The sequence below is a fragment of the Fannyhessea sp. C0108B2 genome (assembly GCF_056583915.1).
Map to the genome: position 1 here is coordinate 80,533 of NZ_JBWPJQ010000006.1, position 24,107 is coordinate 104,639.

18 protein-coding genes are annotated in these 24,107 nt (G+C 43.6%); 9 read left to right on the top strand and 9 right to left on the bottom strand.

Features of this window, described 5'->3' with window-relative positions:
- The first annotated feature begins 54 nt into the window (after positions 1-54).
- The 6 genes from AC1DBT_RS04260 (at position 55) to AC1DBT_RS04285 (ending at position 8,117) form a co-directional block, all read left to right on the top strand.
- Complete coding sequence (locus AC1DBT_RS04260) at positions 55-2,898, top strand: DEAD/DEAH box helicase (RefSeq protein ID WP_480018726.1); 2,844 nt, start codon at positions 55-57, stop codon at positions 2,896-2,898.
- 163 nt (positions 2,899-3,061) lie between these two features.
- Positions 3,062-3,646, top strand: a complete 585-nt coding sequence (gene ahpC / locus AC1DBT_RS04265; protein ID WP_006303389.1) for an alkyl hydroperoxide reductase subunit C — start codon at positions 3,062-3,064, stop codon at positions 3,644-3,646.
- Between the two features lie 223 nt (positions 3,647-3,869).
- The gene (locus tag AC1DBT_RS04270; RefSeq protein WP_480018727.1) at positions 3,870-5,582 is read left to right on the top strand and encodes an FAD-dependent oxidoreductase; all 1,713 of its coding nucleotides are present in this window, start codon (positions 3,870-3,872) and stop codon (positions 5,580-5,582) included.
- Between the two features lie 198 nt (positions 5,583-5,780).
- Positions 5,781-6,581, top strand: coding sequence for a Cof-type HAD-IIB family hydrolase (locus AC1DBT_RS04275; protein ID WP_480018728.1), 801 nt, complete (start codon positions 5,781-5,783; stop codon positions 6,579-6,581).
- Between the two features lie 186 nt (positions 6,582-6,767).
- Complete coding sequence (locus AC1DBT_RS04280; protein WP_480018729.1) at positions 6,768-7,775, top strand: SPFH domain-containing protein; 1,008 nt, start codon at positions 6,768-6,770, stop codon at positions 7,773-7,775.
- Between the two features lie 138 nt (positions 7,776-7,913).
- The gene (locus AC1DBT_RS04285) at positions 7,914-8,117 is read left to right on the top strand and encodes a type II toxin-antitoxin system antitoxin (protein ID WP_480018730.1); all 204 of its coding nucleotides are present in this window, start codon (positions 7,914-7,916) and stop codon (positions 8,115-8,117) included.
- Between the two features lie 122 nt (positions 8,118-8,239).
- Here the strand turns inward: AC1DBT_RS04285 and AC1DBT_RS04290 are convergent, their stop codons facing one another.
- The 4 genes from AC1DBT_RS04290 to AC1DBT_RS04305 form a co-directional block, all read right to left on the bottom strand.
- On the bottom strand, positions 8,240-9,106 hold the full coding sequence (locus AC1DBT_RS04290) for a metal ABC transporter permease (RefSeq protein ID WP_480018731.1): 867 nt from the start codon (positions 9,104-9,106) through the stop codon (positions 8,240-8,242).
- A complete protein-coding gene (locus AC1DBT_RS04295; RefSeq protein WP_061103144.1) occupies positions 9,099-9,770 on the bottom strand; it encodes a metal ABC transporter ATP-binding protein in 672 nt (223 codons plus the stop codon). The genes AC1DBT_RS04290 and AC1DBT_RS04295 overlap by 8 nt, the downstream gene beginning before the upstream one ends.
- A 52-nt stretch (positions 9,771-9,822) precedes the next feature.
- A complete protein-coding gene (locus tag AC1DBT_RS04300; protein WP_480018732.1) occupies positions 9,823-11,136 on the bottom strand; it encodes a metal ABC transporter solute-binding protein, Zn/Mn family in 1,314 nt (437 codons plus the stop codon).
- Between the two features lie 75 nt (positions 11,137-11,211).
- Positions 11,212-11,865, bottom strand: coding sequence for a ZinT/AdcA family metal-binding protein (locus AC1DBT_RS04305; RefSeq protein WP_480018733.1), 654 nt, complete (start codon positions 11,863-11,865; stop codon positions 11,212-11,214).
- 420 nt (positions 11,866-12,285) lie between these two features.
- On the opposite strand from AC1DBT_RS04305, the gene AC1DBT_RS04310 reads away from it, so the two are divergent.
- Positions 12,286-13,383: an asparaginase gene (locus AC1DBT_RS04310; protein ID WP_480018734.1), complete on the top strand. Its 1,098-nt coding sequence runs from the start codon at positions 12,286-12,288 to the stop codon at positions 13,381-13,383.
- 195 nt (positions 13,384-13,578) lie between these two features.
- On the opposite strand, the gene groL is transcribed toward AC1DBT_RS04310, so the two are convergent.
- The 3 genes from groL to AC1DBT_RS04325 all read right to left on the bottom strand — a co-directional run bounded on the left by groL (position 13,579) and on the right by AC1DBT_RS04325 (position 17,758).
- Positions 13,579-15,219 carry a chaperonin GroEL gene (gene groL, locus AC1DBT_RS04315; RefSeq protein WP_048596256.1) on the bottom strand — a complete coding sequence of 547 codons (1,641 nt, stop codon included), beginning with the start codon at positions 15,217-15,219 and terminating at the stop codon, positions 13,579-13,581.
- Positions 15,220-15,321: 102 nt separating this feature from the next.
- On the bottom strand, positions 15,322-15,612 hold the full coding sequence (locus tag AC1DBT_RS04320; protein ID WP_035434662.1) for a co-chaperone GroES: 291 nt from the start codon (positions 15,610-15,612) through the stop codon (positions 15,322-15,324).
- 256 nt (positions 15,613-15,868) lie between these two features.
- Complete coding sequence (locus tag AC1DBT_RS04325; RefSeq protein ID WP_480018735.1) at positions 15,869-17,758, bottom strand: elongator complex protein 3; 1,890 nt, start codon at positions 17,756-17,758, stop codon at positions 15,869-15,871.
- A 115-nt stretch (positions 17,759-17,873) separates the two neighbouring features.
- Between AC1DBT_RS04325 and AC1DBT_RS04330 the strand changes: the two genes are divergently transcribed.
- On the top strand, positions 17,874-18,752 hold the full coding sequence (locus AC1DBT_RS04330) for a methyltransferase type 12 (protein WP_480018736.1): 879 nt from the start codon (positions 17,874-17,876) through the stop codon (positions 18,750-18,752).
- Positions 18,753-18,882: 130 nt separating this feature from the next.
- Here the strand turns inward: AC1DBT_RS04330 and AC1DBT_RS04335 are convergent, their stop codons facing one another.
- Positions 18,883-20,157: an amidohydrolase gene (locus AC1DBT_RS04335; RefSeq protein ID WP_480018737.1), complete on the bottom strand. Its 1,275-nt coding sequence runs from the start codon at positions 20,155-20,157 to the stop codon at positions 18,883-18,885.
- Positions 20,158-20,353: 196 nt separating this feature from the next.
- Complete coding sequence (gene thrS / locus AC1DBT_RS04340) at positions 20,354-22,132, bottom strand: threonine--tRNA ligase (RefSeq protein WP_416454007.1); 1,779 nt, start codon at positions 22,130-22,132, stop codon at positions 20,354-20,356.
- Between the two features lie 364 nt (positions 22,133-22,496).
- Between thrS and AC1DBT_RS04345 the strand changes: the two genes are divergently transcribed.
- Positions 22,497-23,849, top strand: coding sequence for a C1 family peptidase (locus tag AC1DBT_RS04345; protein WP_480018738.1), 1,353 nt, complete (start codon positions 22,497-22,499; stop codon positions 23,847-23,849).
- Positions 23,850-24,107: the final 258 nt, after the last annotated feature.

Consider the following 24,107-nt stretch of genomic DNA (forward strand, 5'->3'; position numbering starts at 1 on the left):
AGCAAAGAAATATAAATATACATATAAAGCAAACGTGACAGAAATCGAGCACACATGCATATACCAACAAACGCCATTTCATCTCCTACCACAACAACACATCAAGATGAGCCAAACGATGGTACCAACTCGGGCGAATCTTGTAACCATACGGATGAACTTCCTTCGTTATATAAGCTCTTACCCCTTGATGAACAGGGAAATCTTGAACACCTTGATCCAGAAACAGCGCTTGAGCGATTTATAAACTGGGCAGAAGATTCGGGTAAAGCGCTCTGGGATCATCAAGAAGAAGCGCTTTTAGACCTTGCAAGTGGCAACCACGTTATTTTAGGTACGCCTACTGGTTCGGGAAAATCGATGGTTGCCCTTGGAATGTGTTATTTTACCTTAGTTCAAAACGGCGTCATGTACTATACCGCTCCTATAAAAGCACTGGTAAGCGAAAAGTTTTTTGAACTTACTGCCCTCTTTGGCAAAGACTTAGTAGGTATGATTACCGGTGACGTAGTTATCAATAGCGAAGCTCCTCTTATTTGTTGTACGGCAGAAATTCTTGCGTATGACGCTTTGCGTTTTGGATCGAACTCTGATATTTCGGCGGTGTGCATGGACGAATTTCACTACTATGCCGATAAAGACCGAGGATGGGCGTGGCAAATACCTCTGCTTACCCTTCCGCATACACAGTTTCTCCTTATGAGCGCCACACTTGGCAATATGAGCGCGCTCTCAGCACGTTTGGAGCGTATGACCAAAAGACACGTTGATGCAGTACTCAATGCACCTCGTCCTGTACCTCTGCGCTTTGCCTACGCTACTACATCCTTAGAGGCAAGTGTTAAGGTAGCCTTGCAAGCACAAGAAGCTCCTTTGTATATTGTGCATTTTGCACAAAGCGAGGCCGAAAAAAGTGCGCGTGCGCTTGCCAATTTTGGTATTTCTACCAAAGAGGAGCGCGAAAAAATCAAAACATTTTTGCAAAACGTTCGTTTTACCACATCATATGGTAAATCGCTTAAACACTTGCTCACATGTGGAGTTGGCATACATCATGCAGGAATGTTGCCACGCTACAGACTTTTGGTAGAAAAACTTGCGCAACAAGGACTCTTACCAGTTATCTGCGGAACAGATACCTTAGGCGTTGGGATCAATGTTCCAATCCATACCGTGATTTTTAACTCGCTCACTAAATTTGACGGACGGCACATGCGCTATCTGAATGCGCGAGAATTCCATCAAATTGCAGGTAGAGCAGGCAGGTGCGGTTTTGATACCGAAGGCGTGGTACAAGCACAGGCAACGGTATATGAAATCGAACGTCTTAAAGCACAGGCAAAGGCGCAAGGCGATCCTAAAAGACTTAGACGCATAAAAGCACCTTCTCAACCAGCAGGATTTTTGAGTTGGAGTGAAAAAACATTTCACAAGCTTATTGAAAGCTCTCCAGAAGAGTTGCGCGCACATCTTAAAATATCGCATGCGCTTGTACTTGCAGAAGTTATGCAACAAGGCCACGCTTTTCGGCGCATCGTATTTCTCATTATGAATTCGTTTATCCCCGATGAAGAAAAAACTCAACTTTTGGGAAGAACGCAGGAAATTTTTGCGACGCTTCTTGATTCGGGCGTTATTGAACAGGTTTGTCAGGATTTTGATTCTGATGTAACAGAAGTGACAGATAAAACAGACGTAACAAATGAGGCAAGCGCAACAGACGTAACGGATGTAACAGACGCGCTAAGCGCAACGAACCCAGCATATAAAGAAGATGACCTTGACACAAACCCGCTTTTTGCGCGCGTAGCCGAGCCAAAACGCTGGATACAAGCTACCTATAGGCCCACCATTGAAATCCCCGAGGATTTTGCTCTTAATCAGCCACTTGCGCCATTTGTTCTTGCGGCGCTTGAATTATTAGATCCTCAAAGTCCAAGTTATGCACTTGATGTTGTTTCTCTTGCTGAATCGGCGCTTGATAATCCACCGCAAATTATGAAAGCATTGCTTAAAAAGGCAAAAAACGAGGCTATGAGCCGTATGAAGGCAGAAGGTATCGAATACGAAGAGCGGCTGGAGCGTCTCGAGGACGTAAGCTACGAAAAGCCTTTAGAATCGCTTATCAAAACTGCCTATGAAAACTATAGCGCCCAAGTACCCTGGGCGCGGGATTTTGTGCCTATGCCAAAATCTATCGTAAGAAATATGCTTGAAACGGCAAGCGATTTTAAAACCTATGTGCAAGTTGTAGGCATCATTAAAAATGAAGGAACGCTGCTTAGATACTTATCAGATGTATGGCGATTTTTAGCAAAAACAATTCCTGAGTCCAAACTTGATGATAAACTCCACGACATTATTTCATGGCTGCACGTACTCATTAGTACAACCGACTCGTCGTTACTTGATGAATGGCAAGGTAACAACCTTATACACGCAGCTGAGCCGCCGCGTATGCCTCAAACGCAAGATCTCGTCCCCGATAGACGCGGACTTATGATCTTTATTCACAATGCTTTGTTCCAACGCGTTGTTAAAGCCGCTCAACATGATGCTTCGGCTTTAGGCGAACTCGACGGCGCATGGGGCTGGCACGCGCGACAATGGACGCGTGTATTGGACGAATTTTATGAGGCTCACGACCAAATAGAGCTTACTGCAGACGCTCGATCAAACACCTATTGTACCTTTGACACCACGGACGAAAAATTGGGGACGTGGTGCGTGCGTCAAATGTTTTTGGATAGCGACGGCGATTGTGACTTTGGTATTTGTGCAGATATCGATATAGCACGAACGCTCGACACAGCAGATCTTGTGTGCACGCGCTATTGCGCAGGTACCATTGATGACCTTTTGGAAGACGAACAAAACGCAAGTTCAGAGCATGCCTAAATTGCGCAGATCCGCCAAGAACACGTGTTTATTATGACGCGCTCGCCCATTTACGAATTTTTAATGTATGCGCATAGAAGATGTGTATAGAACAATCGAATAAGGAAATAGAAACCATGTACCTAAGGAAAGGTAACGTAAGTCATGTTTTTAGGAGGAACACATGTCTCTTATCGGAAAAGAAATTGGCGATTTTTCAGTACAGGCTTATCAAAACGATACATTTTCGGTAGTTACCAAAAATGATGTGATCGGCAAAGACAAAGACGGCAATGAAAAATGGTCATTGTTCTTCTTCTATCCTGCAGACTTTTCATTTGTATGCCCTACCGAGCTTGAAGAGCTTGCCGAAGAATATGATAATTTCAAAAAAGCTCACTGCGAAATTTATTCCGTTTCATGTGACTCTCACTTTGTGCACAAAGCATGGCACGATCACTCAGATCGTGTAAGCAAAGTGCAATATCCTATGCTTGCAGACCCTGCCTGTGTTCTTGCACGCGACTTTGACGTGTTAATTGAAGAAAGCGGTTTAGCAGAGCGTGGAGCATTTATTGTAGACCCTGACGGTAAAATTCAGGTATACGAAGTGACTTCGGGAAGCATTGGACGCGAGGCAAAAGAATTACTCCGCTTGCTGGAGGCTGCACAATTTGTACGCGCTCATGGTGACCAAGTATGTCCTGCAAAATGGCAACCCGGTGAAGATACGCTTAAACCAAGCCTTGACTTGGTTGGGCAACTTTAATCGCACGTAGAGAGCTTATATTCGCTCGCATGCTCAGTAAAAGCCCGTTGCAGTTGCACGGGCTTTTATCGTAGTTTTAAGGATAGCTTGATTTCCACCCGCCGAATTATAAACCGCTTGATATTAACCACTTGATTTCAAACTGCACGATTTTTAACCACGCTTGCTTAAGTATTACCTCGTTACACGCATAACGACCATATTTTGCACTGAAAGGATTGTCATGGATCAAAATAAACATGCTCCAAACGACGCTCTACCAACCAATACACCACAACCTCATACACCACAGCTTGACACGCTCTACGACGCAGTTATTGTAGGTGGAGGACCTGCTGGATTAACTGCAGGTATTTACCTCGCGCGCGCTCGTTATCGCGTCTTAATTGTTGAGAAAAAGCAATTTGGTGGGCAAATCACCATTACCAACGAAGTTGTTAATTATCCTGGCGTTGAGCGCATAAGCGGAAAGGCGCTCACCGATACTATGCGTCGTCAAGCAGAATCTTTTGGCGCCGAGCTTATGCTTGCAGAAGTAACTCGCATCGAATCAGATGGCGATATAAAAATTGTACATACCACCAAAGGCGATTTCTCAACCTTGAGCATTCTTTTGGCAATAGGCTCTGCACCTCGAAAAATTGGGTTCCCCGGTGAAGAGAAGTTCCAAGGTCACGGCGTTGCATATTGTGCAACCTGCGATGGTGAATTCTTTACGGGCAAAGACGTCTTTGTTGTAGGCGGAGGCTTTGCTGCAGCCGAAGAAAGCGTATTTCTTACCAAATATGCAAAGCATGTACATATTCTTATTCGCGAGGACGATTTTACCTGCGCTGCAGCCTCTACCGATGCGGCACGGGCAAACGAAAAAATTACTATCCATACCAATACCGAAGTTGCCGAACTCACCGGTGATACCATGCCTTCTAAATTGGTAACTAAAAATAATAAAACTGGTGAGCTTCATACCTATGAAGCTGCGCCAAACGATACCTTTGGTGTCTTTGTTCTTGCAGGGTACGCGCCCGAAACACAACTTGTGCGCGATATTGTGAGCTTAGACGCACGAGGAAACATCATCACCAATGCCCAAAAGCAAACAAGTGCTGAAGGTATCTATGCTGCAGGTGATGTATGCGTTAAGGATTTGCGCCAAGTGGTAACCGCAACAGGTGAAGCCGCTATTGCAGCTACCGAAATGGAGCGCACCATTGTACACCAGCAAAAGAAAACAGGCCTTATTCCTCGTCGTCCATCAACGCGTGTAAATGATATGCAACAACATGACACTGACGCTACCGATACATCTGCACCAAATGCAAACGCTCTCTTTGACGCTGATATGGTTGAGCAGCTCAAAGGCTTGTGTGCACGCATGGAGCGCTCGGTAATTCTGCGTCTTGCGCTTGATGAAACAAGCCTCTCTCAAGAACTACGTGCATATTGCACAGAATTGCATAAGATCTCGTCCAAAATACAAGTGGAGATCCTTCCTCAAGAGCAAGCAAACAAAGAAGCATATCTTCCCTGCGTACACGTATGCAATGAGCAAGGCCAAGATAGCGGACTGGCGTTTCACGGCGTTCCTGGAGGCCACGAGTTTACCTCATTTATGCTTGGTTTGTATAACGTTGCAGGTCCTGGTCAAAAACTTACTGACGAGCAAAAACACGCTATTGCTGCATTAGGTGCCACCAACGTAAAAATTCTTGCAAGTCTTAGCTGCACCATGTGTCCAGATACCGTAGTTGCTGCCCAGCATATTGCTGCATGTAATTCTTCTGTTTCGGTTGACGTATACGACATTGCTCACTACCCTGAACTTAAAGCACGCTATAACGTTATGAGCGTACCGTGCATTGTAGTAAATGATCGTGATGATGTTGCGTTTGGTCGAAAAGATATCGATGCCATGCTTGAGCTTATGCGCTCCTAGCTAAGACATGTTACGCAAAACACCTTGTTCGCGGTATGTAATCAACAAGCGCTTTTTGCGCAGATTCGTTAATCAAGCGCGTTCATCAAACGCGTCTAATTGAGTTGTCTTGAATTTTGAACTATCTACCACTGAAAGGTTTGGTAGAACAACAAGGCACGCTTTTGAGCATTACAGGCGCTCAAGAAAGGATTACCCATGAGTTCTACCATTAAGCTTGTAGCAAGTGATATGGACGGCACATTTTTACGAGATAACAAAGAGTTTGATGAGCCTCGTTTTAGGCGCATTCTTCATCGCATGACACAACAAGGTGCACGCTTTGTTTTGGCAAGTGGTAACCAGTATATTCAGCTTAAACAGTCTTTCCCCGGCTATGCAGATACACTTTCATATGTAGCCGAAAATGGCGGATATGTTGTTGATTCGGGCAAGCTTATTTATACCGCTCATTTGGACGAAAAAGATCTACGTACCATTTACAATACGGTTATGCCCGACCCCAATTTGTACACTATTTTTTGTGGAGAACACGCGTCGTACATAGAAAAACGCCATGCAACGCCAGAATTTATAGGGTTGGTAAAATATTATTTTCCATCTCTAGAAATTGTTGATAATCTTTTAGAGATTAACGATAACATTCTTAAAGTATGCGAAGTTATGCAACCCAACGATACCGACTCGTATTATCAAATGCTTCGCGCACAACTCCCCTCGCACATTATTCCTACCACAAGTGGTCACGGCTCCATTGATCTTATTTTGACAGGTATTAATAAAGCGTTTGGAATAGATTTACTTGTCAAACGCTGGAATATTACACCTGAGGAATGTATTGCATTTGGTGATGCTGCAAACGATATAGAAATGCTTTCGTATGTAGGCTGCGGATATGCGATGGCAAACGCTATGGACGGAATAGCTGATTATGCTCAAAAACAAGCACCTTCAAATAACGATGATGGCGTTCTTGAGGTTCTAGACACGCTTTTTTAGGCAAGAAATACGCGTGCTCATTTTGTAACGCGCGTGCTTAAGCACCGCCTCGTTTTACGAACTTTTTGCGCACATATGCAAAAAGTTCTTTTTTTGATATAAATGTGATATCATATTCATATCGGTTAGACAGCGCTATAAACGATATAACAACGTCATTGATAACTTTGCGAGAAAGGATCTGATATGACGCAAGAAAAAGAGATAAAAACGCTCAACGGATGGATAGTTGTACCTTTTGTAATTGCAGGCTATGCACTTGCAATTTATGCAGTTATACAGTTTATATTGGAGGCCATACAGGCAGATAAGCTCCAACAAATGCCTTCATTAACACCCTTGTGTATTGCACTTGTGCTCTTACTTGCTACCTGTATTGTAAACATGGGTCTTTTTTCCCTTCAACCTGGACAAGCGCGTATATGTATCCTCTTTGGAAACTATAAAGGAACGGTAAAAACAGACGGCTTGCATTTTGCAAATCCGTTCTTTGCGCGCAGCTTAAACTCATCAGTGGAATACAAATCATACAATCTATCAGAATCAAATAGCAATTCCTCGTCATCTAACGAGCAAGTAAAAGTTCGTAAAACAACTATTTCACTTAGAGCACGCACACTTACAGGCGATCGTCTTAAAGTAAATGACAAGATGGGAAATCCCATAGAAATTGCAACTGTTATTGTTTGGCGCGTTGTTGATACGGCTAAAGCCGTATTTGATGTGGATAATTACGATGCATATGTGGACATGCAAACCGAAACAGCAGTCCGTCACGTTGCAAGCTTATACGCCTATGACCACATGGAAGATGATGATGCCACCAACACCGCTATTACGCTTCGCTCCAATATCGAAGATGTATCGCAAAGACTTCGCCAAGAGCTCAGTGCTAAGCTTGCTCCAGCAGGCGTAACAGTTGAAGACGCTCGACTCACACACCTTGCATACGCACCAGAAATTGCGCAGGCAATGCTTCGTCGTCAGCAAGCAGAGGCAGTTATTGCTGCTCGTAAGAAAATTGTAGAAGGTGCGGTATCTATGGTTAACATGGCACTTACCTCTCTTGCAGAAGAAGGCGTAGTTGCGTTTGACGATGATAAAAAAGCAGCTATGGCAAGCAATCTTATGGTAGTTCTTTGTGGCGAATCAGAAACCCAACCCGTGCTGAATACAGGATCGCTATATCAATAGTAAATCCGGTGTATACCGCTTAAGAAATTGATTGCTTGGTACTATTTGAACAAACACGATCAATAAACGGATATGCACACATGCAGGTACAAGATATCCCACTGTATTAACTGTCACAAACACGAAAGCTCAAGGCATATGGCAATAAGAAAGCAATATCCCTTACGCATACACCCCGATATATGGAATGCGCTCGAAATTTGGTCGCGTGATGAAATGAGAAGCGTTAACGGACAAATTGAATGGATATTATGCGACAGCCTTAAACGCGCAAAACGATGGCCACCTCACAAACTCGAGCTAGACGATGAGCACACAACAAACGAGGGCAAGTCCACCTAAGAGGCCCATGTAAGCGTGATGGAGTATGAACAAAAATAAGGCTTTGGAGTAATCCAAAGCCTTATTATGTAGTTACATATTGTGTAGTAACTAAACTATATAGGGGCTCTCAACATACGTGCTTATTGTGCGCTTGCGGCAGCAGCATTAGATACGCCGCGTCCTTTAGTAGGTTTAAGCCTATTTTTAATCGAAGAAACAATAAGGAATATCACAATTCCAATAACAGCAGCTACAACAATTGCTCCACCAGGACGTACGTCTTCAAAGTACGAGAAAATAAGTCCTACCATCGTGTAGATGATACCTAAAATTACGGACAACACGCAGGTTTGAAAATACGAGCGGCTCATAATAAGCGCAGTTGCAACGGGAAGTGCAACAAGGGATACAACCAAAAGAGCGCCTACAACTTTACAAGCTAAACCAATCATAATGGCCGCAAGCAGTGTAAATACACCATTTACCAGCGCAACTTTTACTCCAGCAATACGAGCAAGCGTTACATCAATAGCCAGGTCTAAAAGACCTGCATAACAAATAATGCTCACCAAAAGCGTTGCCACAAAAACAACTGCGGTGCTTATAAGATCAACAACCGTTACCGCAGAAACCGAACCAAACAAATACGATTCAAACGTATTTCCACCAGGTGCAAAATCGGCAAGTACAACTGCCATACCAAGCCCTGCGCTCATAATTACTGCAACCGACATATCGCCAAACTGAGGCATTTTTGCACGAATTCCTTCTATAAAGAATCCTGCAACAATACACGTACATACCGCACCAATAACAGGGTCAAATCCAAAAATCAAGCCTAAACCAACACCCATAAGCGAAACATGCGACAGTGCGTCTGAAACCATTGACGTTTTGCGGTTGATCATCACGATACCAATAAGCGGCAATGCAATAGCAAGCATAAGACCCGCAGCAAGCGTTCGGCGCATAAATTCAAATTGAAAAATTGAAAGAAGATCAAACATGAGCTATCCTTCCTGAATTAATACGGTAGGTTGCATCAAAGTTAATATGACGTGATACAAGTTCAAGTTCGTGAGAAACCAAAACAGCAGTAATATTGCGCTCTTGTGTAACTGTTTCCAAAAGATCCAAAAAGCGAACTTTACTCTCGTTATCAACGCCTGCCGTTGGCTCGTCCAAAATCAAAAGACGTGGATCATTGATGAGTGCACGTGTAATCATAACGCGCTGCTGCAATCCACCAGAAAGCTCGTTAAATGGCGTGCGAACATATTTTTCCAAACCCATGTCAACTAAGGCCTTTTCCGCGCGTTCAAAATGCTTTTTTCCGGGGAATTTAACAGGGCCAAACGAGCGATATAAATTGATAGCTACCATTTCTCTACAGGTAGTAGGAAACGCGACTTTATTCATAACGCTGTTTTGAGGAACGTAACCAATATCCTTAAAGTCTTTAATTGAGTTAATTGCATTTCCAAATAATTTAACGCTTCCTTCAAAATGCTTAAGCTCGCCAAGCAAAACTTTCAAAAGCGTCGATTTACCCGAACCATTTTCTCCAGTTATACAAATAAATTGTCCCTCGTCAACACAAAGATTGACATCTTTGAGCACCAACTCGGATGTATATCCAAAATTGAGGTTCGAAACATCTATTATGTGCATGAACCCTCCTTAGGCTTCAAACAATTGTGTACCAAACGTGCAAATAGATAGGCTAAACAAGTGACTGATATATCTTTTCAACGTTGTCTTTCATGATTTCAACGTAGCCGTTCATCTCGGCACCTTGCTCTTCGCTTACGTACTCCATCGAAGCCAGTGGCACCGCCTGACCGCCAATTTCTTCGGCAACAGTATCGGCACCTTTAGACGATGCTCCAAGCTCGTAAAATACAGTTGTTACATTATGTCGATGGCAAAAATCAACTGCCTTACGAACAGTTTTAAGCGCTGGTGCCTCGGTAGAGGTAAGTCCTTGCAACGGAAAATGCTTAATGCCAAGATCTCTGCACAGATACGAATATGCATTATGCGTTACCACAAATTCACGTCGTGTTAAAGGCTTAAATTTCTCTTTATACTGCGCACCCAATTCGGTAAGACGAGAAACGACATCAAGCTTATTCTTACGGTATTCCTCTTTATTAGCAGGATACATATCACAAAGCTTGTCATGAATAGCCGCACAATACTGTTTAGCATTTATAAATGAAATCCATGAGTGAGGATCATAGGTAATTTTATCGGCACCTGATGAAGAACCTTCCATCAGCGGCGTTACTTTAATTTCGTCACCATTTTCTGATTCAACTAAACGATACGATAACAAATCGGCACTCGCTCTATCAGAAAGAACAATCCAACTTGCATCCTCGGGCAGAGTAAATCCAATATATCCGCTCTCGTGACCCATCTCAAGTGCATACACTTTACCGTCTTCAACATCAATTGTTTTATGCTGGGCGATAACCTCGCCTTTTTGCTGCATAATCTGGCGACCGCGTTTTACCAAGTCTGCAAGTGGTGTAGATTCGTCTGCCTTAAAGAACGCAACACGCATAATGTCTTGGTGCGTGTGGCCAAATTCAAAACCGTACGTACCGCTTCTTACGCCAAGACGCGCTATGTACTGAAATTCTCCCATTGCAGCAGCACCACGATAGGTAATTAAGTCAATACCGTCAGAAAGCGTTAATACAGGTAAATTGGGCAAGTTGTCACGAACTTGATCAATCCAGTGCTCCATATTGGCACCATTTACCACGAGAAGATCGGCTTCGCTTAAATCGCGCAAGCCCTTTGGCGTTGGCTCCCAAACATGAGGGTCTTTATTAGGTGGCATAAATGAATGCAGTTCAACCGTATCTTGAGCAACTTCACGGACTAAGTCAAATACGGGATAAAAAGACGCATAAATAACGGGTTTAGCATGCGATCTTCTGCGGCATGCACCCAACATGCTTGCGCCAAGCGTAGCGGAACAAGCGCCGGCACAAAGGCCCAAAAATTCTCTTCTTGAATATCTCATACGATTTGATACTCCATATAGGTAAGCAAAAAGTCCCCGCAAGTGCGAGGACTTTTAGAAATTATTAAATCAAATTTACTCTTTAACCTCGTCGGCAATTTGATCCATCGTGCTGTTTGGTTTAACAAATGTTGGGAACCAACCGTCTTTCTTAAAGAGTTCATCAGCATTCTTACCATAGCGCATGTGGAAGTGAACAAGCTCTTCCTCACCGTGAACAGGCATCATGAGCAATACAGGATATTTAGCATCTTTATCTTGTGCTTCAAAAACATCCCATTCAAGCTCTTTACCGCCGTGTTGTACTTTCTTGGAGTCTTTAAACTTATAGGTAACTTTACCGATTTCTTTTCCGCCCTTGTCTTTAAAGCCATCAAGGAAGGTAATGGTGTCGCCCTTGATCTCAAGACCACCAAAGTCTGAATGACGACGCTCTTTAAGCTCTTTCTTAATGTCCTCAGGTGACTTACCTGCTTCTTGTGCCTTCTCAGCATAAGCGGAATCAAGCTCTTTATCATCAAGATACTTGCTAAAGTCATTCCAAGTGCCTTCCCAGCCCTTGAGATCCTTTACTGCCTCTTTTTTATCAGCAGACGCACTTTGAGATTGCTCGGCCTCAGTGTTTTGAGATTGTGATTTAGGAGCGCTTTGTTGTCCTGCGCAACCAAAAATAGAAAATGCCAGACCAACGGAAAGAGCCGAAGCTGCAATAGTACCAAACTTGTTCATGCAAACCTCCAGACAACGAGTGGTTATAGAAAAAACGATTTCAAACACGCTTTGTAACTCTGTAAATACGTGTTAACCACTGCTAACTTTTTGAATCGATGCTATTGTACAACAAAGTTATATTCAGTTAACTTTCAGCTTCTATATCATACAATTCAGGCTGATATGCAACCCTACCTCCATGGCAATCCCCTCGTGTTTTGGCTGTTAGCTTAGGTGTTTCATACGCGCGAGGCTACCAGCCGCCTATTATGTAGGTATTGTGAGAGCACGTTTTAACTCTATGAGCTTATAAGGCGCTACACGCTTGTGCACATATATTCTTGTTACAATACGTAATGCTTATAGTGAACGTACACAGCACATGTTGTGTACACAGCGCATACTTTATTGAACACGCACGAGACAAAGAGAACAAACATGAAGCATATCCTGCTTATAGCTACCGGAGGTACGATAGCCTCTCAACCCATGGCAGAAGGTCTTACTCCTACACTTTCGGGAGAAGAGCTTGCACGCTATGTACCACAGCTTAAAGATATTTGCACGTTTAAGACTACGCAGCTTATGAATATTGATTCAACTAATATGCTTCCTGAGCACTGGTTACAAATTGCGCACTGCATTAAAGATGCCTACGATGATTTTGATGCATTTATCGTGCTGCACGGCACCGATACCATGGCATATACCGCAGCCGCGCTATCCTACCTTATTCAAAACAGTCCCAAGCCTATTGTGCTTACTGGTTCGCAGCAGCCTATGACAGGTGCTTTTACCGATGCAAAACTTAATCTCTATCAGGCGGCACTTTTTGCGTGCGATGATAATTCCTACGATGTTAATGTGGTATTTGGCGGATCTGTTATGTGCGGAACACGCGCGTATAAGCAAAAAACCATGAGCTATAATGCGTTTACCAGCATAAATTATCCCTTGATTGCTATGATTCGAGCAAATAAAATTGTACGACATGGCTGTTGCGATCAAAAACCCCAACAAAACAGAAGTGCTTTGCAATCAGGCTTATCTACACCGCATGCACCAATGGCGTCGGAATGTAGCAATTACAAAACAGCACAAGAAAGTGAGCACTCATGTGTACGCTTTTATGAGCGTCTTAACGATCGTGTTATGTGTCTAAGACTTACTCCAGGGCTTAAACCCAATATTTTTGACGCACTTGCTAAAGAGTATGATGCGCTTATTCTAGAAACGTTTGGTATAGGTGGCATTCCCAATTCTCATCAGCATAATTTTGCGTCTGCGCTTAAAAACTGGATAGAGCAAGGTAAAACGCTTGTACTTACCACACAAGTTGCCGAAGAAGGTTTAGATTTAGGCGTATACGAAGTTGGACAAGCATTTGCTCATAACGAAGGTGTTCTGCGTGGTGCCGATATGACCACCGAGGCTTTGCTTGCCAAAACTATGTGGGTATTAGGACAAGCTCACACGCAAGACGAAATCAAACGTCTGTTTTATACACCTATCAATCACGACCGTGTGCAAGAATAAAAGCTCTTTTCTATAGTTTATGCGCAAAAAGGTTTAAGAGATAAACTTTCCAAAAGCTTACAAAAAAACGTGCACGCTCTTTCGAGACATGCACGTTTAATAACCATCTTTATGTACATCACATTTAGATACGCATTACCATTAACGTTTAAAGCATACAAACGTTATATATGCAACTTTGTACCCATCATGCGATTAGTACATTCCGCCACCTTGCTGACCTGAAGCAGCTGCGCGAGAGATAGCTTCTTCAATAGAAGTATCTTTTGGCTCGTCTGAGATAGTAGCCTCGGTAATAAGGATCAACGAAGCAACTGAAGATGCATTTTGTAAGGTAGTACGGGTAACCTTAACTGGGTCAAGAACGCCCATCTTAATCATGTCGCCCCACTCACCATTAGCAGAGTTAAGACCTTCACCTGCAGGAAGGTTAGAAATCTTCTCAACTACCACTGAGCCCTCATAACCGGCGTTGGTAGCAATCTTTTTAACAGGAGCCATCAAAGCTTTGCGGATGATGTCAACACCTAGTTGTTCATCGGCTTCCGAAGTTTTAACGTTATCAAGAGCTGCTGCAGCTTGCAAGAATGCAACACCACCACCAGCTACAATACCCTCTTCTACAGCTGCACGAGTTGCTTGAAGAGCGTCTTCAATACGGCTCTTGATTTCTTTAAGCTCGGCTTCGGTAGCTGCACCAACTTTAATAACTGCTACACCACCTGCAAGTTTTGCCTTGCGCTCTTGGAGCTTTTCTTTGTCAAAGTCAGAAGTAGTATTTTCAAGCTCATTATTGATTTGTGCAACACGCTCGTTGATAGCGTCTTTAGAACCTGCACCATCAACAATGGTTGTATTGTCTTTAGTGATCTTAACTGACTTAGCGCGACCAAGCATCTCGGCTGTTACATCGGTAAGTTCTACGCCAAGCTCTTTCATAGCTGCCTGACCACCAGTAAGAACAGCAATATCTTCGAGCATGCGCTTACGACGGTCACCATAGCCAGGAGCCTTAACAGCGCATACGGTAAGCGTACCACGGAGCTTGTTAAGAATGAGCGTTGCCAATGCTTCGCCGTCTACATCTTCTGCAATGATAAGAAGAGGTGAACCGCTCTTTTGGATACCCTCAAGAACAGGAAGAATATCTTGAATGTTAGAGATCTTTTGGTCAGTCATCAAGATGTAAGGATTCTTGAGCTCGGCAGTCATGGTGTCATTGTTGGTTGCAAAGTAAGGTGAAATGTATCCCTTGTCAAATTGCATACCTTCAACGGTATCAATATCAATACCAAAGGTTTGAGAATCTTCTACGGTAATTACACCGTCTTTACCAACAACTTCCATGGCGTCAGCAATTTTGTTACCAATTTCGGAGTCTACTGCAGAAATTGTTCCAACGGAAGCAATTTGCTCTTTAGTAGAAACTGCCTTAGAAGCACTCTTCATTTCTTCTACCGCAGCATTAACAGCTTTTACAATACCACGACGAATGGCAATAGGGTTTGCACCTGCAGCAACGTTGCGCAGACCTTCGTTTACAATAACTTGAGCAAGAAGTGTTGCTGTGGTAGTACCGTCACCTACGGTATCATTGGTTTTTGTAGCAACTTCTTTAACAAGCTGTGCACCCATGTTCTCGATAGGATCTTTAAGTTCTACTTCTTTTGCAACGGTTACGCCATCGTTGGTAATGGTAGGAGCACCGTAAGAACGCTGAAGTGCAACGTAGCGACCCTTAGGTCCAAGAGTGGTAGTTACGGCGTCAGCAAGTGTGTTTACACCGTGAGCAAGTTTGGCACGAGCATCGGTACCAAAAACAATATCTTTAGCCATTGAGCTTTTCCTTTCAATATAATATGCTACTTTACGCAGGTACATCGTTTATTTTTGCCGCTTTTGGCAGAGACGCGCCTGCATGTGTTTATAAGAATTTACTTACTCGCACAAAATTGCATAGATGTCATCGCTGCGAAGCAACAGATATGTTTCGCCATCGATCTTAACTTCATTACCGCCAAATTTGCCGTAATAAACTTGATCTCCCACTTTAACGTCTAAAGCAATGCGCTCGCCTTTGTCGTTTAACTTACCAGCGCCAACTGCAACAACTTCGCCACGTTGAGGTTTTTCTTGTGCACCGCTTGAAATATACAATCCCGAAGATGTTTTCTCTTCTTTTGGAGCGGGTTTAACTAAAACTCGGTCAGCCAAAGGCTTAAGTGTCATAATATGAACCTCCTTTTGTATGCACAACATACGTGCAAGGAACCTAATACAAATTTGAGGATGGACAAATGACGTATTGCAGTTGCCCATCAACTATTAGAAAGCATACCCATATTTTTTTTCTTATACAAGAGGAATAACAAAATCTTAATAAGTACACTTAGATTTTCTTATTGTCTTCACAACAGTAAAACTCATAGTGGCTTGTGCGAATTGTTAAGAGTAATCCTGTAGATACTCCTGCAAACACCACAAACTAATCTTTTGAACACGCAAGATTTGCGCGTTGATATAACCCCGCGTCCATAAATCCTTGTGAGCGATAATACTTACGTGTTCCAATCGAAGAAATAACATTTATCGACGTATAGCCTGCTTCGCGTGCAATAGATTTTGCACGACTAATAAGTTGCTTACCCAAACCATGGTGCTGAGCCGTTCCAGCATGACCTTCAATTTGAGCCGTTGTGCCATATACGTGGACCTCTCTAATCATTGCCTCATGAGGCAAAATAGGAAAATGTTCACACGCGCAATATTTGTCAAGCGCAGATCTATGCGGAAGAGAAAGCCTTAAAAAGCCTGCTATACGGTTATGATCATCAACCCACTGCAAAAAATACTCGGTAGAAACGTTTGTGGCATACGGAACAACTTCCATATGAAGCGTACGCGGATCAAGAACACTTGTTGCAATTTCGCGCATACGAATTTCGCAAGGTTGCGTAGTGCTTTGTGCAATTTTTTGTTCTACTAACTGACGCAAATTACCCTTTTTATTGCCCGAAATAATGTCGGTAGACGAAATGTCTCTAATCATACGCGAAATACGTGTAAAACATGGCGTTGCCAGCACATCGCTTACAAGCACATCTACCAGCTCTTCTTCGGTGTATGCCTGCCAAAGACCACGCTCATAACATGCTTTCAGCCGAGCAGAATCTACCAACACACACGGATAGAGTTTTACTTCATCGGGCAAATACAAGCTGTCATGCACCAACATCTTGAAATCTTTTTTATCGGTATCTGGCGTTGAGCCCAACAGATTAACCATTGCGTGAACATGAATCTTAAATCCAAATAAACGCAGCAGCTCAAAGGCTTGCTTTATATCATCAAGTGAGCCTTTGCGTAAATTTCGCTGACGAATTTCTTCGTTGAGCACCTGAATACCCATTTGGACTTTGGTACAACCAAGCGCGCGCATAAGATAGAGATGTTCAACGTTTATGGTATCGGGTCGCGTTTCGATCACAAGGCCAACTACACGGTGATGTGCACCTTCGTTGATACGCTGCTGTTCGCGAACTTCATCCATAGAAGCTCGCTGAAATGCGGCTGCTTTAACCCAAGTTGCGCGAGCTGTATACGCTGCGCTAAATGCCTCGTTATAGGTAAGTTTTCCTGCATCAATATCGTGCTGAGTACGCTCATAATGAATTTCACGAGCGTGCGGGTCAAAGCGCAAGCCACAGCGCTCGTACAGTGCAACAATGGCGTTTCTCTCTTTGTGTGAAGCGTAGCCCATATTGAGCGCGCGAAAAACTTCGCGAATAAACCAACACTGATACGCCGTGGGATATTCGCTCCATGTTCCGCCCAAAATAATGATTTCTATTTTATCGGTTGGATGGCCCATATTCACCAACGCTTGTAGGCGCAAGGTTGTTTGTAAAAATGGATCGAATAAACACTGCTCCGCGCGCTGGCAAGCTGGTTCTCGGCTCATATAACTTTTTGGCATACGAATATCGCTTGGACAAAAAATACAATTTGAGCTGCACGGCCACGGTTTGGTAAGAAGCGTAATAGTAGCCACGCCCGAAGCAGAGCGTCTAGGCTTTATACGCAACGTTTGAATAAGTTTTTGTTCTGTTTCATCGGTTACGCCCCAAGATTTCCAGAGCTGGTGTTCATAATGCTTAACTTCCATATACCGAGGAATAAGCTGCTTTTTTGACGTTTGTTCCTCGTGGGTGGTAATCCCGCGGTTACATTCGTTAAGAAATGCATTGAGCTGAACAGACGTAAGCGCGCCTGTTTTCTCAACGCGCTTGATAAGCTTAAGAAGAACATCGTCAATTTGTGGCGTGTTATGATATATGTATTCTGGTGCAGTAGTCATAGTATTAGTGTAACGCATATGCTAAGCATACGAGAACAACAGATGCGCTTGCAAGAAAAAACACCAAGCACCAACAAGCCTGATAACGTGTAGGGTCATGTGCATAGCAAAGATAGAACGGAAAGAAAGAACGTTGAACAAACAAACCATGCAAACATTGGTTAGTCTTACCAATGACTTTTACCACAAGGAAGCTCAGTCGTTTTCTGATACTCGCACCCGTCCATGGGATGGGTGGGCATATGCAATGGATTACCTGCTCAAACATGGTTTATCTCTGTTTAGCAACAACAATGTATCATACGCACAAACACATCTTTGCGACTGTATTGATGTGGCATGCGGAAACCTTCGGTTCCTAGATTTTCTTATCAACTACCTGCACAACAATAAAGGTTACCCCAATGCAGGCAGCAAGGGTGCGCTATCTTACATTGGCATTGATAAACAATCAGCACTTACACAACTTGGCATGCAAAAGCTCTCGCATACGCTTACGCAACATGCATGCGTAACCATTCATACAACAGACGTGTTATCTAAGCTCATGGCTGAGCGTGACCCCATGGCAGAGCTTACACAAACAACAAGCCTCATGGTATGCTTTGGTTTTATGCATCATATTCCCAGCTTTAAGCTCAGACAAGCGTTCCTATCAGCACTTTGTAAGCATGTACGTGTAGGCGGCATTATCGTGCTTTCGTTTTGGTGTTTTGGCAACACCGAGCAAGGACGCATCAAAGCGCAAGCACAAACAAAAGAGGCTCTATGCGCACTGGCAGCGCAACAAAGATATACGCTTGACGCGTCCGAGCTAGAAAACAACGATTACCTGCTTGGATGGAAGCATACGCAAGGCGTTATGCGCTATGCTCATAGCTTTTCTGAACAAGAAGTATTCAACCTTATAGCCAACACAGCAGCGCTTAAACTTCTTACGTATTGGTATGCCGATGGAAAAGACAATCATTCAAATTTGTATGTAATTGCACAAAAAGCAGCGCAAGTCTAGTATTGCGTGCGGAATTTGACATTGTTTATGCAAACACTTGGCAAAAATGAACATGATTTGGAAAAGGTCACATTCTAAACATGCTCCATGCTCATACAACTACAACTCATACATACCGTGATAATATGCGTTAGTTTGCAAGCCATGCAAGCGCAGCTACAACTGCAGCTTCAAAACCACGGTCAAGCGTTGGCTGTAAATCGGGCGCAAAATGTGGGCTATGGTTTGCAGGAGCATTATTCATATCCACAAAGCCTCCCAGCGTCCAAAATGTATAGGGACAACCCCATTCATCAGGGATATAAGAAAAGTCTTCCGATACGCTTTGCGGTTCGCCTTGCAATGATTGCTTAGCAAAATACGAGGTAAATGCTTCTTGAACGCGCTCGGTGGTGTCTTTGTCATTGCTTGTAAGAGGTCCTCTATCAAAATATTCAATATCGGGTGCAATCGTACAACCTGCCGCCGCACATTCTGCACGAACAATGCGCTCAATTGCTGCAAAAAGGCGCTTTTCAAGCTCGGCATTATAGGTTCTGGTATTAAGCAATAAGACTGCATCATCGGGTATGATATTCGCTTTATTCCCTGCCGATACAGAACCAATGGTAAGCACAACCCGCTCATCTGAGGGCATCTCGCGCGACACAATAGTTTGCAAACGCATAATAACACTTGCCGCTAAAACAATTGGATCGATTCCTAGTTCGGGCATACTACCGTGAGAGCCCTTACCATGTAAGGTAATGCGAATAGAGTATGCCGCCGAGAAAAATGCACCTACTTTTGTTGCCACGCAGCCTCCGGGAAGCGTAGGCATAACGTGCTGACCTAAATACACATCGGGCTTGGTAAACTGTGTGCATAAGCCCTCGCGAATCATAGACAGCGCACCTTGGCCTACTTCTTCGGCAGGTTGAAATACGCCAAGATAGGTTCCCTTCCAAGCGCACTTATGCTCATTAAGCGCTTTAAGTGCAGAAAGTAGGCTCATAATATGAAAGTCGTGGCCACACGCATGCATGGTGGGAACACTGGCACCAGTTGTGCTGTCTTGCACGGTATACGTAGATGCATAGGGTTTTTGTGACGTTTCTTTAACAGGAAGACCATCAATATCGGCACGCATAGCAACACATGCGCCCTCGCCATTTTGGATACGAGCTACAAGTCCCGTTTTACCAATACGAGTTACCTCAATATGTGAGGCCTGTAACTCATCATATATCCGCTGAGATGTCCACACTTCTTGAAACGCCGGCTCGGGATGTTGATGAAACTCTTTATACAAGGCAACGCGTGCGTCCCTTGTTTGATCAAGCCCGCTTAATACCTGCGAAGCACAGGCTTTTATCTGCGATTTTGTAGGTAATGCTTGAGTAGTTGTATGAGTGTTAGATGTCATAATAACTTCGATTCACGCCACATGTGTTACGCGACTAGAGCGTATGCAAACCTCATAAAAACGTCTGTTAAACCACCAAGAGCTGATGCAACTTCAAGCGGCTTTGTGCTCAAACCAAGCACAGAACACAAAGCCACATATCTGAGTTGTTTTTTTGCTGCTCTAGCCTGTACTGACCTAGACTTTTTGTACGGCTCTAGTCTTCTTGATTGTCTTGACGAGAAGAAATTTGAGTTTGAAGCAGTGCAACAAAATCATCAAACGCATATTGTTTGGTGGTGTTGGTACGATCTCGTACCGAAATATTGCCCGCCTGAGCTTCTTGTTCGCCTACGATAAGCATGTAGGGAACGCGGTCAATTGAGCGCGCCTCACGGATTTTATAGCCAATTTTTTCGTCGCGATCGTCCAGCTTTACTCTAATCTTAAGGTCGCGTAGTTTCTGCGTAAGTTCGCGTGCATATGCGCGCGTTTTTTCGGAAACTGGCAAAACTTTTACCTGCAGAGGTGCCAGCCATACAGGGAATTTACCCTCGTACTGCTCGATAAGCATGCCAATGAAGCGCTCAAACGAACCAAAGCCTGCGCGGTGAATCATAATCGGGCGCTTCTTTTGACCGTCTTTGTCAACATATTCAAGGTTAAAGTTGTGTGGGAATTGGAAGTCAAGCTGAATAGTTCCACATTGCCACGTACGGCCTAAGCAGTCTTTAAGATGGAAATCGATTTTTGGCCCATAAAAAGCGCCGTCGCCCTCGTTAATCGTATACTCAAGACCCATAGTTTCCAAAGCGTTGCGCAAACCGTCTTCTGCGGTTTTCCAATCCTCGTCTGAGCCCATAGAATTTTCGGGGCGTGTAGACAGCTCAACTTTATACGGAAATCCAAATTGCTTATAGTATGCGGTAATAAGGTGCGTAACCTCTGCAACTTCATCACAAATTTGATCGGGACGAATAAAGAGGTGCGCGTCATCCTGCGTAAACTCACGAACGCGGAACAAACCATGAAGCGTACCTTTAAGCTCGTGACGGTGATCAAGACCTGCCTCTGCCAGTTTAAGCGGCAAATCACGATACGAACGAGGCTTGTTCATGTATACCAAGCATGCACCTGGGCAGTTCATAGGCTTAATGGCAAAATCTTCTTCGTCAATTTTTGTGGTGTACATATTTTCTTTGTAGTGATCCCAGTGACCAGATGTTTCCCACAATTTACGCGAAAGGATAACAGGCGTTTGAATTTGCTCGTAACCAAATTTTTCTTGCATTTCTTGCCAATAGTTCATGAGTGCATTGCGGATACGCATACCATTGGGCAGCCAAAACGGAAAACCAGGACCTGCTTCGTTTACCATAAACAGATCCATTTCGCGACCAATCTTTCTGTGGTCACGTTTTTCTGCTTCTGCCATAAGGCGTTCATGCTCGGCAAGCTCTTCTTTTGTTACAAATGCAACACCAGATATACGAGTGAGCATTTCGTTATCACTATTAGCTTTCCAATATGCACCCGAAACTCCCGTAAGCTTAAAAGCTTTTGCCATCTTGGTATAGCACACATGAGGACCGGTGCACATATCAACGTATTCGCCTTGCTTATAGAAGGTAAGACGTGTGTCCTCTGGAAAATCGCCAATATGTTCTACCTTAAATTTCTCGCCACGCTCTTTAAGAAAAGCAATTGCTTCTGCGCGTGGCAATTCAAAGGTTTCAACTTTGAGATTCTCTTTTGAGATTTTTTTCATTTCTGCCTCAAGAGCAGGTAAATCATCTTCACTGATTTTTACGCCCTCGGGGAATTCCATATCATAATAAAATCCCGTCTCGGTTGCAGGACCATATGCAAAGTGAGCTTGGGGATATAAACGTTTAACTGCCTGTGCCAACATATGTGCACATGAATGACGAATAACGTGCTCTTCCATGTCTTTAGGACATTCTTCCACGCGTCCATCGTTATAGAGAATCTTCATACTCTGCCTTTCCGCAGACAAGCATCCACAACATGCTTTTACTGCTTAAGCGAACTGTATAGGTATACATGCTGATATACCGTTCATACAATGAGGTATTTGGCTCGTACTCTATTGGCTTGTACTATCAAAAAATTGCTACGTACGACAACTACGTAGCAAATAATTTTGATACAACCCATTGCAATAAAGGGATTGTTGTACATGCAAACGGCAAACAAATATGTATGTGTATAGCGAGTTTATCACAAGTCATGTGCTTTACGTCTTAAATATTCACTCGTATAAGGTACCTCCATATTGCATGATATGCTTACTTAACATAGCAGTGATTACTAACGCTGCGTACTTTAGGGAGGTTTTCATGAATTTTATGCACAGCATTTCTTCTGAAGATGTTTTTCGCGCTCATCACAGCTTTGTTGACGAACGCGCAAATCAAGTTGCAAAAAATGCAGCAAGTTCTAACGGCGTACGAAAAGCAGCGCGTGTACCCGAGGGCGTTGCACAAAACACACTTGACTTTGATATCGAAGTAACGCAAGGTAAGCGTTGCAATCAACAGCGTTCTGGGCGTTGCTGGATGTTTGCGTCACTTAATACCATGCGCTATCGCATTATCAAAAAATATAATCTTGACACCTTTGAGCTTTCACAAGCATATCCCCTCTTTTGGGACAAAATGGAAAAAAGCAACTGGTTTTTGGAGAACATCATCGACACCGTTGACGAAGATCTGCACGGCCGTCTAGTTTCATTTTTGCTCACCGACCCTATTGGCGATGGTGGCCAATGGGATATGTTTAAGAGCTTGGTAAAAAAATATGGTGTGTGCCCCAAGGAAGCTATGCCCGAAACAGCAAATTCGTGCAACACATCAGACATGGATCGCTATTTAACTCGTTATTTACGTGGTTGTGCGCATAACTTGCGTGAAACACATGAGGCAGGAGCTACAGACGAAGATCTCTACGAGATGAAAAAAGAGATGATGAACAACATTTATCATTTGCTTTCTATCTGTTTGGGCGAGCCTCCTGTAACCTTTGACGTTCGTATGCGCGATAAAGATCACAAGCTAGTGCTTTCAGGTACATTTACACCACAAGAATTTTTCAAGCGTGCTGTTGACATGAACCTTGATGATTATATTTCTCTTATTTCGGCACCAACTGCAGATAAACCGTTTGGTCATACCTACACGGTTTCTCGTTTGGGCAATGTTTGGGAAGATCACGGCGTGCGCTATCTCAATTTGGAGCCGTCCGAGCTTAAGCGCGTAGCTATTGCCCAGCTAAACGATAACTTGCCTGTGTGGTTTGGTTGCGATGTAGCGCAATCATACTTGCGCGATGAAGGTATGATGGATCTTGGCGCGCTTGATGTAGACGCGTTATTTGGCTTTGAGGTTGAAGGCTGCATGGATAAAGCTACACGCCTTGATTACGCAGAATCACTGATGACTCACGCTATGGTGCTTGAAGGTGTTCGTTTAGACGAAAACAAAAAGCCTGTTATGTGGAAAGTTGAAAACAGCTGGGGTAAAGACCACGGTCGTGACGGCTTTGATACCTTGTCGGATGCATGGTTTGACGAATATGTGTATCAGGTTGTTGTAGACATAAAGTATTTAACCGCCGAACAACGAGCTGTATTTGAGCAAGAAGAAGCTCGCGTACTTGAACCGTGGGATCCTATGGGTTCACTTGCACGATAGCTTGTATGATAGCTTATGCGCGCCTACTTGCGCGATAGCTTACACGATAGCTTGTGCGCGCCTACTTGCGCGATAGCTTACACGATAGCTTGCGGTCCTATTCATGTATACGCAGCGCTTGCATAAGCGTGACATCCTAACAGGATATCTTCATTCTTTTCTGATCTTTGTATATGGGCACATCGTAAACGTGGCGATGTGCCCATATTATTCACATGTTGATCACACACAAAAAATCCTTTAGGAAATATTTAGTTG